8 protein-coding genes are annotated in these 15,982 nt (G+C 56.8%); all 8 read left to right on the top strand.

Annotated elements, in window-relative coordinates:
• Window positions 1-12: 12 nt before the first annotated feature.
• A complete protein-coding gene (gene brxC / locus ACWHY3_RS18070; protein ID WP_448127171.1) occupies window positions 13-3,450 on the top strand; it encodes a BREX system P-loop protein BrxC in 3,438 nt (1,145 codons plus the stop codon).
• Window positions 3,451-3,626: 176 nt separating this feature from the next.
• A complete protein-coding gene (locus ACWHY3_RS18065; protein WP_448127170.1) occupies window positions 3,627-5,363 on the top strand; it encodes an ATP-binding protein in 1,737 nt (578 codons plus the stop codon).
• 151 nt (window positions 5,364-5,514) lie between these two features.
• Window positions 5,515-8,916, top strand: coding sequence for an Eco57I restriction-modification methylase domain-containing protein (locus tag ACWHY3_RS18060; protein WP_448127169.1), 3,402 nt, complete (start codon window positions 5,515-5,517; stop codon window positions 8,914-8,916).
• Window positions 8,913-9,389, top strand: coding sequence for a hypothetical protein (locus ACWHY3_RS18055; protein ID WP_448127168.1), 477 nt, complete (start codon window positions 8,913-8,915; stop codon window positions 9,387-9,389). The genes ACWHY3_RS18060 and ACWHY3_RS18055 overlap by 4 nt, the downstream gene beginning before the upstream one ends.
• Window positions 9,353-11,743: a TrlF family AAA-like ATPase gene (locus tag ACWHY3_RS18050; RefSeq protein WP_448127167.1), complete on the top strand. Its 2,391-nt coding sequence runs from the start codon at window positions 9,353-9,355 to the stop codon at window positions 11,741-11,743. The genes ACWHY3_RS18055 and ACWHY3_RS18050 overlap by 37 nt, the downstream gene beginning before the upstream one ends.
• Before the next feature lie 12 nt (window positions 11,744-11,755).
• Complete coding sequence (locus tag ACWHY3_RS18045; RefSeq protein WP_087719606.1) at window positions 11,756-13,036, top strand: AAA family ATPase; 1,281 nt, start codon at window positions 11,756-11,758, stop codon at window positions 13,034-13,036.
• Window positions 13,033-13,632 (top strand): hypothetical protein, encoded by a 600-nt coding sequence (locus ACWHY3_RS18040; protein WP_087719607.1) that lies wholly within the window; start codon window positions 13,033-13,035, stop codon window positions 13,630-13,632. The genes ACWHY3_RS18045 and ACWHY3_RS18040 overlap by 4 nt, the downstream gene beginning before the upstream one ends.
• A complete protein-coding gene (gene pglZ / locus ACWHY3_RS18035) occupies window positions 13,629-15,971 on the top strand; it encodes a BREX-1 system phosphatase PglZ type B (protein WP_448127166.1) in 2,343 nt (780 codons plus the stop codon). Before ACWHY3_RS18040 ends, pglZ begins: the two co-directional genes overlap by 4 nt.
• Window positions 15,972-15,982: the final 11 nt, after the last annotated feature.

Raw genomic sequence — 15,982 nt, 5'->3', positions numbered from 1 at the left:
AAGAGGTTGTTAATGAAGAATCGTGACATTTATCAGAAGGATCCAACCACCCGGAAGCTGGTCAACGAGGGGGTGGCAAGCGTCAACGACGAGACAACCAGCCATGCGCTGGCGGTTCTTCGCTACGAACTGGAAACGTTCGTTTGTGATGGCCAGTACGAAAAAGGGATGTCGCACATCCTCGAAACCTACCTCAAGAATATCGACCAGGCCCAGCAGCCGGCCGTTTGGGTGAGCGGGTTCTATGGCTCCGGCAAATCCCATCTGGTCAAAATGCTGCGGGCACTGTGGGTGGATGCTGCCTTTGAAGACGGAGCCACGGCCCGTGGGATCGCCAATTTGCCCCAAGGCATCAGCGATCACCTCAGAGAACTCAGCACTCAAGCCAAACGTCATGGCGGCCTGCATGCCGCTTCCGGCACCCTCGGCTCCGGTGCCAGCGGCAGCGTGCGCCTCGCCCTTCTCAGAATTCTGTTTAAGTCTGTCGATCTGCCGGAGCAGTACCCGGTTGCCCGCTTCGTCATGTGGCTCAGGCACGAGGGCATCTATGACCAGGTGCGCAAACAGGTGGAAGCCAACGGCTTCGACTGGAATGAAGAGCTGGATAATTTCTACGTGGCCGAAGGTTTGCACGATGCCCTGGTACAGGCCAAGCCTGCCCTGTTTACCTCGCCAGCGTCTTGCGTCGAAACCCTGAACAACCTGTACCCGTACGTTCAGGACATCTCCAGTGACGACATGCTCAAGGCCATTCGCCAGGCTTTGACACAAGAGGGCAAATTCCCGCTGACGTTGGTCGTTCTGGACGAAGTTCAGCAGTTCATCGGCGAGGACAGCCAGCGCTCCATCGCCGTACAGGAAGTGGTGGAAGCATGCTGCAAGAACTTTGCTGGCAAGCTTCTGTTCATTGGTACCGGTCAGACCGCCGTTACCGGCACCAGTAACCTGAAAAAGCTTGAGGGCCGTTTCACCATCCGTGTTGAGCTCTCGGACGCCGATGTCGATGCCGTGATCCGCCAAGTCATCCTGGCCAAGAAGCCGGAAGCCAAGTCCCCCATTGAGCAGATCATGCAAACCAACCTGGGGGAAATTTCCCGGCACCTGGCGGGCACAACCATTGGCCACCGTCAGGATGACTTGCCCTACTTCCCACAGGATTATCCCATCCTGCCGGTTCGCAGACGTTTCTGGGAAAACACCCTTCGCGTGCTGGATCAAACGGGCACCGACAGCCAGTTGCGCAACCAGCTCAGCATGGTGCACAAGGTCATCCAGACCAACCTGGAGGCCCCTCTGGGCTATGTGGTGCCAGCCGATTACCTGTACTTCGATTCCGCCGACAAACTACTCCAGTCGCGCATTCTGCCCCGCAAGGTTCATGAAAAAACCATGAGCTGGATCAAGGGCTCGGACGACGAACGCCTGATGGCTCGCGCCTGTGGCCTGGTGTTCCTGATCAACAAGCTGGGCGGTCAGAACAACGAAGTCGGCATTCGTGCCACGGTGGATTCCCTGGCGGACTTGCTTGTCGAGGACCTGTCCAGCGGGAGTAGCAGCCTGCGCAGTAAACTTCCGGGGTTGCTGGATCGCTGCGAGCTGCTGATGAAAGTCGGCGACGAGTACCGCATCCAGACCGAAGAGAGTGCCGCCTGGACGGATGAATTTCTCAGCCAACGCGCGGCCCTATCCAGCGAGGCGCATCGCATCCATGCCGAGCGCGATGACCGTATCCGCCGCACCTTTGGCGAGGCGGCCCGTAAACTGTCGCTGGTTCAGGGCGATGCAAAAGTCACTCGCGATATCTACCCGGTGTTCGACGCACAGCTGCCAGACGATGCCGGCCAGCGCATTTGCGTCTGGGTTCGTGATGGTTGGAGCGGCGATGAAAACTCCGTGCGTGCCGACGCCCGGCAAGCCGGTAACCAATCGCCCACCGTATTCGTGTTCATCCCCAAGCGCTCTGCCGATGACCTGCGTCACCATTTGATCGACTACAAGGCAGCCAGCGCCACCCTGGATAAGCGGGGCGTGCCCAACACCCCGGAGGGCACAGAGGCCCGGGCTGCCATGGAAACCACCAAGCAGACTGCTGAGGGCAAGATCCGGGAATTACTGAACGAAGCCTTCTCCGGAGCCCGTGTTTTCCAGGGGGGCGGTAACGAGATTCTGGGCAACGATCTCCAGGAAATGATCCTGGAAGCCGCCAATAACGCCCTGCAACGGCTTTACCCTCACTTCCATACCGCTGACCATGCCGGCTGGTCCAAGGTTTACGAAAAGGCCCAGAAAGGTGCCCCAGACGCCCTCAAGGCCGTGGGAGATGATGGTGAACCGGCCAAGAACCCGGTGTGCAAAGCCATTCTGGCAGCCATTGCCGGCGGCAAAAAAGGCGTGGATATTCGAACCCATTTTGAGTCCTCCCCCTATGGCTGGTCCCGCGACGCCGTGGACGGAGGCCTCCAGGCCCTGCTGGTGGCTGGCCTTATCCGCGCCCAGGACGAACGCGGCCAACCTCTTGAACCGTCCAGCCTGGAGCGCAAGAGCATTGGCAAAACCCTGTTCAAAGTAGAGTCCGCCACCGTCACTACCCCCCAGCGTATCCAGATTCGTAAGCTGCTGCAGAAGGTGGGCTTGTCCGCCAAGCAGGGTGAGGAGCTGGCGTATGTGCCTCAGTTCCTGCAGAAGCTTTCCGACCTGGCTGACGAGGCCGGCGGGGAGGCGCCCAAGCCGGAGCGCCCGGACACCAGCTTTCTTGACGACATTCGCCTCACCGCCGGCAACGAGCAATTGGTGGCGCTCTATAACCGACGCGAAGAGCTGGCCTCCAACATCGAAACCTGGGAGCACCTCTCGGAGCGCATTCACCAGCGCTGGCCCAACTGGGCGATATTGAAGCGATTGATGTCCCACGCAGGCGGGCTCGACGATGCCGATGTCTTCCGGGCTCAGGTGGAAACCATCGAACAGCAGCGACAGTTGCTGACCGACCCCGACCCGGTGGCCCCGCTGATTACCAGCCTGACACAGGCGCTCCGGGATGCGCTGAATCGACTGGACCAGGATTACCAGAAACGCCACGAGCAAGGCATGGCTCGCCTGGCCGATGACAGCAACTGGCAGCAACTGGAGCCCGAACAGCGAAACCAGCTGTTGGCAGACCAGCGCCTGACCCTGGCCGATCAGCCCAAGGTCGCGGTTCAATCCACCCAAGAGGTGTTGAATACGCTGGATCTGTGCGCTCTGGCCATGTTTGCCGATCGCGTCGCCGCACTTCCCAGCCGCTTTGACAATGTGGCCGTGGCGGCAGCCGAGCTGTGCGAGCCGGAGATCCAGTTTATTCACGTACCCCGCCGCACGCTGAAGTCTGACGCAGACATCGATGCCTGGGCCGAGGAAGTGAAGCAACAACTCAAGGCAGCGCTGCCAGACGGGCCAATTTCCGTCAAATAAAGAGCCAGTTAAATAACGGGAAAAACTGTGATCAAGGCACCTCGACAAATCGTAGCGAGCCGCCCGAGTGCAAGGAGCCGCGCAATGAGCAACGAGACATATCAGCTAGATAGGCGAGGAGCGAATGAGCACGTGACGCCGCAATCGGGTGGCGCAGTAGATTTGACGAGGCGCCGATGAGGACCGCCGCCAACATAGAGTCATTGCTCCCGGAACTGGAGCACTGCATAGCCGACGACCTGGAAGACCAGGACCTCGACTTCAAGCAGTGGGACACGCAAAGCCGCGACAAAGCGGTGAGAACCGTAGTCCAGATGGCCGTATGCATGGCCAATGGTGGCGGCGGTACCGTAGTGTTTGGGGTGGCCGACCGGTCCCAGGGGCGTGGGAGCGCCATTCTAGGCGTTCCGCCGGAAATCGACATCAACCTGCTGAAAAAGGCGGTTTACGACCAGACGGATCCGAAAATAACCCCGGTATTCGAAGAGCTGGCTGTACCGGAAGGCACCGGTCGCCTGCTGCTTATGCAGATCTACCCCGGTATGCCGCCCTACACCGACAGCGCTGGCCGGGGCACCATCCGTGTAGGCAAGGATTGCCAGCCGCTCACTGGCACCTTGCGCCGCAAAATCGGCGTGGAAACGGGCGAGACCGATTACACTGGCGAAGCCGTCTCTCCTGTGGCCCCCTCTGTTGTGGAAAGCCACTTGCTATCCGCCACCGCCCTCGAGTCCCTACGCAATCAGGCCCGCAAGGAGCGGGCGCCGGAGGACCTGCTACGCCTGACCGATGTTGAGCTGCTGTCCACCTTGGGCCTGATCAAGCACGGCAAACTGACTCGCGCGGCGCTGTTGTTGGCCGGTACCGAAGCCGCCATCCGGGAACATCTCCCCGGCCACAACTGGACCTTCCTGCAAATGACCTCGGATACCGAGTACGGCATCCGGGAGGATCGGGTCAGCGCCTTGCCATTGTCCGTTCAGCGCATTGAAGAACTGCTGGTCCCCTTCAACCCGATCACCACCTATCAGCAGGGCCTGTTCCACTACGAATACCGCACCTGGCCGGAAATCGCCGTGCGCGAGGCGTTGATGAACGCCTTCTGCCATGCGGATCTGCGCATCGCCGGGCCGGTGATGGTCAAGCTCTATCCCGACCGGCTGGAAATCAGCAACAACGGGGGCTTCATTGCCGGCATTACTCCCAACAATATCCTCCATCACCAGCCCGCCGCCCGAAATCCGCTGCTGGTGGAGGCGCTGACTCGCTTACGCCTGGTCAACCGCAGCAACCTGGGAATAAACCGCATGTTTTCCGCCTTGCTCATTGAGGGCAAGGAACCACCGCAGATCCGCGAGATCGGTGAATCCGTGCTGGTGAGCTTCCCCAAGCGGGACCTGAATGCCGCCTTCCGTCTGTTCGTGGCCGAGGAGAGCGAGCATGGCCGCAACCTGGGCGTGGATGAGCTCCTGCTGCTGCAATACCTGCTGCAACACCCGGAGTTGGATACCGGAACCGCCGCAGCCCTGTGTCAGCGCAGCGAGGCCGAAATCCGCGAGCGGCTCTCGGCCATGGAGTCAGCCGGCTACATCGAGCATGGCGGCACTGGCCGGGGGGCCTACTGGTGCGTTCACCCGGACCTCTATAACCGCCTGGCCGAAGACGGTCAGGGCGAGGCCCGCCGCCGCATCGACTGGGAGGCCGCCAAAACCCGAGTGCTCAGTATTCTGATGGAGCGTGCCCGCCGCCACGAGCCAGGCCTAAGCAACAAGGAAATCCGGCAGATCACGCGCTTTGACCGCAACCAGGCCCGGCGCCTGATGCAGGAGCTGATACAGGAGAACACCGGCCTCCAGCAGGTGGGTGAGCGGCGCTGGGCGCGCTATGAGTACAGCAATGCGCGTCAGCATTGAAATTCGCATAGGTAAAACTCTATGCGCAGACTATGCGATTGTTGGTAAAATTGCGCATATCAAGTCGCACCGATGCGACAGGAAAAAGTGCTCTCACGGTACAAACACCGTAGCCGTGGCATCACTTTCAGGATTGGGGAAGTAAAAGAACATGCAGCCACTCGACAAGACTCTGAGAAGCCAGTTGGAGCGCGCCGTCAAGGCCGCCCGGGACACCGCCGAAACCGGTGCCCGCGCCGCCCTGGAGCAGCTCGGCGTTGGCGACCCGGCACCGGCCTCGCACTTGAGCGAGACCGACCGGGAGCTGCGCCGCAAGCTACGCGCCCATGGCCGCCAACTGGGCGACGCCCTCAACGGCGGCAAGATCCAGACCATGGACCGCCTGGTGGAGGAGGTTGCCTACGAGCACTGGCACCGCATGCTCTTTGCACGCTTCCTGGCCGAAAACGACCTGCTGATATACCCGGACCCGGACGAACCGGTGGCCATCACCCTGGAAGAGTGTGAAGACCTGGCTGCCGATGAAGGCGCCGCCAACGGCTGGGAACTGGCCGCCCGCTATGCGGCCCGTATGCTGCCGCAGATTTTCCGGCTGGACTCTCCGGTCTTCCAGCTCACCCTGCCACCGGAACACCAACAGGCCCTGGAACGCCTGGTCGCAGGATTGCCGCTGGAGGTGTTCACCGCCTCCGACAGCCTGGGTTGGGTTTACCAGTTCTGGCAGGCCAAGAAAAAGGAGCAGGTCAACCAGTCCGAAGTCAAGATCGGTGCCCGGGAGCTCCCCGCCGTCACCCAGCTCTTTACCGAACCCTACATGGTCAGCTTCCTGCTCGACAACTCCCTCGGTGCCTGGTGGGCGGCCCGGCAGCTCAGTGAAAGCGACCTGAAGCACGCCGAAAGCGAAGACGAACTACGCCACAAGGCAGCCATCCCTGGTGTGCCGTTGGAGTACCTGCGGTTTGTGAAACAGGAAAATGGCACCTGGACACCGGCAGCCGGCACATTCGATGCCTGGCCGGAGCAGTTGGCCGACCTGAAAACCCTGGACCCCTGCTGCGGCTCCGGCCACTTCCTGGTGGCCGCCTTCCTGATGCTCGTGCCCATGCGCATGGAGCGAGACGGTCTGTCCGCTCGGGACGCCGTGGATGCGGTGTTGAGAGAGAACATTCATGGTCTGGAGCTGGATCAGCGTTGTGTGGAGCTGGCTGCTTTCGCGTTGGCCTTGGCCGCCTGGAAATACCCCGGCACGGAAGGCTACCGCCCATTGCCGGAGCTGAACCTGGCCTGTACCGGCCTGTCGATCAGCGCCAAGAAAGACGAATGGTTGGCGTTGGCAGGCGAAAATACGAATCTGCAGATAGTGCTCGAAGAGCTGTATAAGCAGTTCGAGGATGCCCCAGTTCTAGGTAGCTTAATAAATCCGGAGATAAGCTTGGGGAAAGGGTCCCTGTTTGAACTGAGATGGGAAGAAGTCGAGCCACTTTTGTCGCAAGCATTGTCTGAGCTGAAAGATATCGATAAAAGTGAACTTGGGGTGGTTGCAAAAGGTACCGCCAACGCTGCCAAGATTCTTACTGAAAAATTTCAGTGGGTAATCACAAATGTTCCATTCAAGGAGACAAAGCAGCTAGTTGAAGCCAGCCAAGATTATATTGAGAAAAACTATGCAGCCGGAAAATCGAATTTAGCAACTGCGTTTATTCTACGGATAAAGGATATTCTAGCCGTAGGAGGAAATGCATCTGTGGTCACCCCTCATGAATGGCTGTTCCTAAAGTCTTATGAAAAAGTACGTGAGCGCCTTTTAAAAGAGGCTACTTGGAACAGTTTGGCTGACCTTGGAGAGCAAGCGTTTGAGAGCCCGCAGGCAGCTGGGGCTTTTGCGGCATTGATTTCATTCACAAAAGGCGAACCAAGGCCAGAAGATTGCTATCTCGGTATCAACGCAACTGTTCAAAAAGGAGTAGTGCAAAAAAACCTTTATCTGAAAAATGCAGTAACGGAAAGATATTTCCAGAGTCAACAGTTGACTAACCCCGATTACAGAATTGGCCTATTCGATGCATCTGATTACCCGTTGCTCTCAACCATTGCCGGGTCTTATGTTGGCCTTCAAAACGGTGACACCCCGAGATTTGTCTTTCTTTTCCATGAAGTTGAGTGGCCGAACCAAGTCTGGAGCTTTTTCCAGCTGCCCTGTTCTACCTCAGAGAAGTTCACAGGAAGAGATGGTGCAATCCGGTGGGAGCAAGGAAAGGGAGAACTTCAAACATCACCCTTGGCATACATAAAAGGTAAAGAAGCGTGGGGTAAGCCTGGGGTTGCAATTCGGCAAACTCGCACTCTTCCAGCTACGCTGTATTCAGGAAACCTATACGACCAATCCAGTGCTGCAATTATTCCCGCTGAAGAGGATCATTTGCCAGCAATTTGGTCTTTTTGCTCAAGCCAAGACTTCCACGACGAAGTCAGAAAAATCGACAAGAAGAAAAATGTAACTAATGCCACATTGGTAAAAATCCCCTTCGATATAGGTTATTGGCAAGAAGTCGGCGAAAACAAATACCCCCACGGTTTGCCCAAACCCTACACTAACGACCCCACCCAATGGATCTTCCACGGCCACCCCTGCGGCTCGGTCGTGTGGGACGAAGAACAAAAGTGGACCGCCGAAGGCTCGCTCCGTGGGGATGATACAGTCCTGCAAGTCGCCGTTGCCCGCCTGCTCGGCTACCGCTGGCCCGCCGAACTGGAAACCGAGATGGAACTGGCCGAAGAGCAGCGTGATTGGGTTGAACGCTGCGAAACCCTGCTGCCCTTCGCCGACGAAGACGGCATTGTCTGTATTCCCCCAGTGCGCGGTGAGGCTTCAGCCGCCGACCGGCTGCTGGACCTGCTGGCCGCTGCATATGGCGAGGCCTGGTCCACCGACGTTCTGGCAGAGCTTCTGAAGAGTGCCGACCATGCGGGAAAGACACTGGAGACCTGGCTGCGGGACAAATTCTTCACCCAGCACTGCAAACTCTTCCAGCACCGCCCCTTCATCTGGCACATCTGGGACGGCCTGGCCGACGGTTTCGCGGCCCTGGTCAACTACCACAAGCTGGACCGCAAAAACCTGGAAACCCTGATCTACACCTACCTGGGCGACTGGATCAGCCGCCAGAAACAGGATCTGGCCAGCGGCGTCGACGGTGCCGAAGAGCGCCTGGCCGCCGCTGAATCCCTGAAAAAGAAGCTGGAGCAGATCCTCGAAGGCGAAGCCCCCTATGACATCTTCATCCGCTGGAAACCCATCGAACAACAACCCATAGGCTGGGACCCAGATCTCAACGACGGCGTCCGTCTCAACGTCCGTCCCTTCATGACCGTAGGCGACGTCAAAAAGAAAGGCGCCGGCGTCCTGCGCGACAAGCCCAACGTCAAATGGACAAAAGACCGTGGCAAGGATGTGGAGTCAGCGCCCTGGTACCAAACGTTCAAGGGTGAGCGGATTAATGATCACCATCTGATGTTGGCCGAGAAGAAGTCTGCGAAGGAGGTATCAGAATGAGCGCACAATACAAAGGAATGTGCTGGCTGAAGTGTGATCTCCAGATGCAGACGCCAGCAGATGCTCGCCATTGGCAAGGAGATCGCCTCGAAGCCGGTCAGGAGGCTTCTGCAGCAACGGCATTCGCTGAGGCTTGCTATCACGCTGAACTGGACATCATTGGGATAACTGACCACAACTTTCTAAGTAAGGAGTTTATTCCCCACTTGCAGTCCGCCTTCGCGGAGCTTGAGCGCGAGCATAATCACAGCGTCTCCCTGTTTCCAGGATTTGAATTTGAAGCCGCCGGGGTTGGGCGCGGCGTTCACATACTCTGCTTGTTTGAGCCCGGAGCTGATTTAGCCCAGCTCGATGCCATCCAGAGTGTGGTGTTGCGTACCCGAGAGTTGGAGCAGACGGCCAACTGGCAAAGTCCGATAAGAATCTCAAAGACATATTGCGCATCGTTCAAGAAAAGCATGGTGGCATCGTGATCATGCCTCACGCGATGAGTAATGACGGGATTTTCGATGACGAATCTATTTCAGACTGGCTGCAACAAGACCAATTCACCAATCCTGAACTGCTGGCGATTGAAGTTCCAAAACCTGTTCACCTGATGTCAGTGGGATATCAACGATTGCTGAAGTCAGGGGGTGATTGTCAACCAGGGTGGAGACGTGTACGCCCGATAGCAACGCTGATGTCCTCGGACAATAAGAAGCTAATTGACTGCGACCATGAAGAGGCACCAACACCCAACAGTATTGGTTACCGATATTCGTGGATAAAAATGTCGGCCCCTTCCATAGAATCGCTTCGGCAGGCATTTCTTGATCACCAGTCTCGCATTGTTTTGCCGGAAAATGTGGTGACAGATGTACATCCTGCCAATCGTGTTCGCCAAGCGGCAATTCGGTCTCTCTCAATTAAGAACGTAGCTTTCTTGGGCGATCAAGAGATTCACTTCTCACCAAACATGAACTGTGTGATTGGTGGGCGCGGAAGCGGCAAATCCACCTTGCTTGAATACCTGCGTATTATTTTTGGCAAGGATAAGTCAGAGGACATTGATGCGGACACGAAAAGCCGGATCAAACGGGTTCGGGACACCCTGAACCAACCAGGAGCAGAGCTTGAAGTGTCCTGGGTCAGCGCTGATGGCGTAGAAGACCGTATCGTATGGCAAAACGGGCAGCCTGCTGTCCAACGTGACGATATGCATGATCCTGAAACGTTCTTCCAGAGCTTGCCTATCCGCTTTTTCAGTCAACAGCAGCTCAACCGTCTAACCGAGTCAAAAACAGGGGATGACGGGCAGATACCCCAGGCACAGCGCCTGTTGGAACTGGTCGACGGGTTCGCTACAAACGAACTTGCTGATCTGGATGATCAGGAAAGAAAGCTGAAGCTTAAGATACAGGCATCGTTTTCCAATCTTCGGCAAGCCAAAGCGTTAGAGAAAGATCTCAAAAAATCCCAGCAGGAATATCAGGAGCTCGATCGCCAGTGGGAAGCACGAAGTGAGATTCAGGCCGATGCAATCAGGCACCAAAAACTAAAGGCGGAAAGCCGTTATCTCGACTCGCTTTATGGAGATCAAGGGAGGCAGTTCGCAGATGTTGCCGAGCTTGCCGACGCTGTAGCAAGCTCCCATACATCGTTCCAAGTTGACGACTCACCCCATGGCCTGTGGTTGAAGCATTTTGACGCGACGGTCAAACGAGCCAAGGAAGACCTTGCAAAGCATATTCGCCAAGCTATTGAGCAGTACCAGCAAGGGGTTGAATCGCTCAAGGCTGAAGACCCCACTTGGACGACGATCCAGCAGGATCTTGATCAGGCCGATACCAACTTTAGTCAGGCATGCGCCGCCAAGGGGCTGACCCCTGACGATGTGGGTCACTTAAAGGAAGTTGATCAAGCCAGGGCCAAGAAGCACAGAGAAATTACTGAGCTTCAGGCTGAAATCAAGAGATTGAAAGACGAGGCTGGCGACCCCGAGACGCAGGTCCAGCGATTACATCAAATTTGGCAAGAACAACTGCAACAACGGGTTGAAGCTGCGAATCGCGCAAATGATCTAGCCGTTCTGACTGAGGAGCAGCGCAAGTTCATAGAAGTGACGGTGCAATATCAGTTTGACCAGGCTAGTTTCTCCGAGCTATGGAATCACTTTGGTCCTAAAGACGGTCGAACCGCTCTGGCCCGCTCATGGAGCGACATAGGGCAGGCACTGATGGACCGATTCAGCCAGATACCAGACTGTAATCGCACCTCCCCCTGGGAGCTGTTGAGGAATCTCTACCATGAGAATGACGGAGAGGGCGCTCGGCAACTTTTTCAGAATCAGGCAGACAACCTAAAGCAGCACATCGTGGAAAACATAGAGAGCTGGGACCAGCTTCGGTTATCTCGTGTGAAGGATGTCGTTGATTTAAAACTGTTTCGATCTGATGGCTCAGTTGCCGGGAGCATCTCTGAAGGCTCTCTTTCCGACGGTCAACGCAATACCGCCGCGCTCGCCTTGTTGCTGGCTCAGAATGGCGGCCCCCTTGTGATAGATCAGCCCGAAGATGAGCTGGACTCCAACTTCGTGTTCAAGGAACTGATACCGATGCTTCGCAAGGTAAAAGCCGGTCGCCAAATCATACTTGCAACCCACAATGCCAACCTGCCGGTAAATGGTGATGCCGAGTTGGTATATGCGCTCGAAGCCAAGGACGGAAAAGGAGTTATCCGAGCACAGGGCGGGCTTGACGAGGCCAGTGTTACCGCCGCTGTCCTGGATATCATGGAAGGCACAGAGGAGGCTTTCCGGCGTCGGCGTGAAAAATACCATTTTTAGTGAGGCCCTATCATGATTAAACATCTCAAGATGTCCAATGTTGGCCCGGCCTCCAAGATGGAGCTGGAATTTGGCAAGCGTCTTAACCTTCTGACCGGTGACAACGGCTTGGGCAAGAGCTTCTTGCTGGATATTGCCTGGTGGGCTCTGACTCGTAAATGGCCTGCTGAGCTCAATACGAAGCTGACAGCCGGCAAGAAGGCGCTGCCAAACTCTGACGGGGAGGCCGCAATCAGCTTCTCGTTTACGAGTAAGAGCAAGGAGGAAAGCTACGAAAGCAGCTTCCTCAGAAAAGAGCAGTCATGGACCGGCAGGCCGGGGCGGCCTGCTAATCCGGGGCTGGTTCTTTACGCGATGTCGGATGGCAGCTTTGCGGTTTGGGACCCTAACAGAAACTATTGGCTGACCCGCGAGGGCGTTGACGTGCAAGAGCGCGTACCCGCCTATGTATTCAGCCAGAAAGAAGTGTGGGATGGTCTCCAGGATGAGAGTGGTGGATGGTTATGTAATGGCCTGATACGTGACTGGGCCGGATGGCAGAAGGAACGGGGCACGCCGTTTAAGCAACTTAAACAGGTTCTGGAGGTGTTGTCTCCCTCTGCAAAGGAAAAACTGGAGCCCGGAGCACTCACCAGAATTAGCTTGGATGATGTTCGCGATATACCGACTATTCGCATGCCGTATCAGCAGGATGTACCGGTTGTTCATGCGTCATCAGGCATGCGTCGTATAATCGCACTCGCTTATTTTTTGGTTTGGGCATGGGAAGAGCATAAGCAAGCTGCGAAGCAGCTTGGTGAGAAGGCTACACACCAAATTACTTTTCTAATTGATGAAATCGAGTCTCACCTACACCCCAGCTGGCAACGCACCATTGTGCCTGCGTTGCTTTCCGTTATGGAAAAGTTGACCAGGACTGCGGAAGTCCAGTTGATTACCGCGACGCACTCCCCCCTGATTATGGCCTCTGTAGAGCCTTTATACGACGAGAGCCAGGATGCCTGGTTTGATCTCGATTTCGAGCGCAAAAAGGTGATATTGAGACGCCGGGACTTTGAGAAGCATGGCGATGTTGAAACATGGCTGGTAAGTGAGGCTTTTGATTTAAAAAGCAGTCGTCCCCTGGAGTACGAGCACCTTGTGGAGGAGGCGTCGGCACTTCTGGCCAAAAATGAGCCCTCGCGAAAGCAGATTGAGGCCATGAATGACAGGCTGGTTCAGGCGTTAGGCCCCAGAGATGAGTTTCTGTTCCGCTGGCGTGCCATCTGCGACAAAAAGGGGTGGCTTGGATGATTCCTGTAACACTTCAGCCTGAACCTGATGACTTTAATGCAGAGGTGCGGCAGAGAGGTCGTGCTTGGCTGGTAGATCGCGGCATTGCCTTTGACGATCCTCCACCTAAAGCTGCTGATCTACCGAACTATTGGTCACGTTCAAATCAGCAACTGTGGGAGGCATACTCCGGCGTTTGTGCTTACCTTGCTATTTATTTTGAGTGGGGCTCAGGCGCTGCCTCTACGGACCACTTTATCGCTAAGTCAGCAAACGCCGGTGAAGCTTACGAGTGGTCAAATTACAGGCTTTCTTGCCTTGGCCCCAATAGGAACAAAAACAAATATGACGATGTTCTTGATCCAATAGGATTGGCCCCGAACACCTTTGTAATCAACTTTGCTTCAGGGGAAATTTCTCCCAATCCAGCTTTACGCGCCGCACAAGAGGCTGAGGCCAGAAAAACCATACGCAGGTTGAAACTGGACAGCCCCCATAATAATAAAATGCGTGCACAACACTACAGTGAATACGTGGCCGGCGACTGTTCTTTGGGTTTTCTCTCGCGAAAATCTCCTTTCGTGCACGCTGAAATAGTTAGGCAGGGGCTTGTATGAAAGTTCAAGATCGCATTCTGGCAGGCATTCGTGATGCAAGCATCTACAACCCTGATATTCAGGTCGCCCCTGCCTGCATCCTCTGGCCAGACCGTGACCGACAATGGGAAGCGGTTATTCCAGTCCTTCAGGCGGAACTGCCAGAGCTTCTGGTGCTGGGTGACTATGCTCCCGAAAAGCGCACCGGCCCGGCGATCTGGCTGCGCTGCGTGATCGCTGGCTTGGTGGATGAGGTGTCCCTGCCAGATGGGACGATCCCCATTCTCTACCTGCCCGGCGTCAGTCGTCAGGATTTGCGGGCGGTGGAAGGTTGCCCGGACTCGCTCAAGCCGCTGGCTGAGTTGCAATACCGTGGCGTGATCTGGTCCCAGGTGAATGCCAAGGACTGGACCATCCTTGCCTACCTGAAGTCGGACCAGGGTGGTCTTGGCCTTGATGTAGCGCAAGACAGCGAAACCCGGCACGCCATGCAACTGGCGCTGTACCGACTGCTCGACGAAGACGTCGACTTGCTCAAGGGCAAACGCCTGGATAAGGACTACTTTAATACCCTGTTAACCGGCGGTGACCCCACCCGGGATCTGCTGTTGTGGCTGGACCAGGGCGATGCATTCCAGGCTGCGAGGGGTGAAAACGAATGGCAGGCTTTTGTGGCGGTATGCACCTCCCAGTTGGCTTTTAATCCGCAGCATGAGGGGGGGCTGGCAGGGTGCGCCAAGCTTGCGGCCCACGAGGGGCCCTGGCAGGCGGTTTGGCAACGTTTCTGCGAGGCGCCCCACCGCTACCCCCATATTCCCGCCCAAATTCGCAAGTGCCAACCGCCGGCCTTTGATCTGTTTGCCGATGAAACCGTGGCCGGTGGCTGGCCTCAGTGGAACCAGGGCCAGGAAGATCACCTGCGCCGTGACTTGCTGACCCTGGCCCAGACTCCTGAGCACCAGGCCCGAGCCAGAATACTGGAGCTCGAACAGATACATGGCGGCAGGCGATCACTGGTATGGGCGGAACTAGGGGAAGCTCCGCTGGCGTATGCACTGGAACACTTGGCCGCCATGGCCAACTATGCAAAATCGTCTCTGACGGCGGGCTCTGTGGATGATCTGATGGACGGCTATGCCAACGCTGGCTGGAAAGTGGATGACGGCGTAATGCGCGCCTTGGCCCAGGTGGAGAGCGCTGCTGACTTTGAGGCTGTTACAACGGCAGTTCGGGCAGTTTACCTTCCCTGGCTGGAAGAGTCCGCCCGCTACCTGCAGAAGATCGTTGATGGTGCCTCCTATCCGGGTGGCGCCTGCACAACAGTGGCCCCCTTTCCGGCCAGTCCCGGGGATTGTGTGCTCTTTGTCGATGGGCTGCGCTTTGATACGGGCAAGCGGTTGGCAGAGATGCTGGAAGCTTCAGGTCTGGATGTGGACGAGGCGCCCACCTGGGCCGCTTTGCCCAGCGTGACCGCCACTGGCAAGGCGGCGGTGACACCGGTCCGGGATAAAATTCGGGGGGACGATGGCAGCGCGGATTTCGAGCCCGCCGTGGCGGCGACCGGTCAGTCCCTCAAAGGCGGCTATCACCTCAAGAAACTGCTGAAGGACACCGGCTGGACGCTGCTGGATCGAACAGAGGACGGCCAGGGGGAAGGTTTCGCCTGGTGTGAGTTTGGCGACATCGACCACGAAGGTCACGACCGTGGCTGGAAGCTGGCCAAACACCTGGAAAGCCTTTTGAATGAAGTGCAGAACCGCATTACCGAGCTGTTGGCGGCGGGCTGGAAGCGAGTACGCGTCGTCACCGATCACGGCTGGCTGCTTCTGCCCGGGGGGCTACCCAAAATTGACCTGCCCAGCGTACTGGCTGAAAGCAAGTGGGGGCGCTGTGCCGCGCTCAAGGCTGGTGCGGAAACCCAGGAGCGACTGTTCCCCTGGTACTGGAACCCCAGTCACTACTTTGCCCTAGCCGATGGCATTAGTTGTTTCAAGAAGGGTGAGGATTACGCTCACGGCGGCCTGAGTCTACAGGAGTGCCTGACACTCCAATTGGTGGTGACGGGTGGCGCCTCCGCACAAGGGGCCATCGAGTTTACCGACCTGGTGTGGAAAGGGTTGCGCTGCACGGTGGCGGTGACGGGCGACTATTCAGGGCTCACATTGGATATCCGTACCCGACCGGGTGAAGCGGCCAGCAGTGTGGTGGTCGGCTCGAAGCCGCTTAAGGCTAATGGTACCGCCTCCGTGGTTGTCGAAGATGAAGATCTAGAAGGGCAGAAAGCGGTGGTTGTTCTGCTCGACGAAAATGGTTCTCTGGTTGCCCAGACGGGCACCGTGATTGGTGGGGCTCTTTCTTAAGAGGCAAATGT

The organism is Salinicola sp. NYA28a (assembly GCF_976982775.1).
This window is presented reverse-complemented; position numbering and strand designations above follow the sequence as displayed.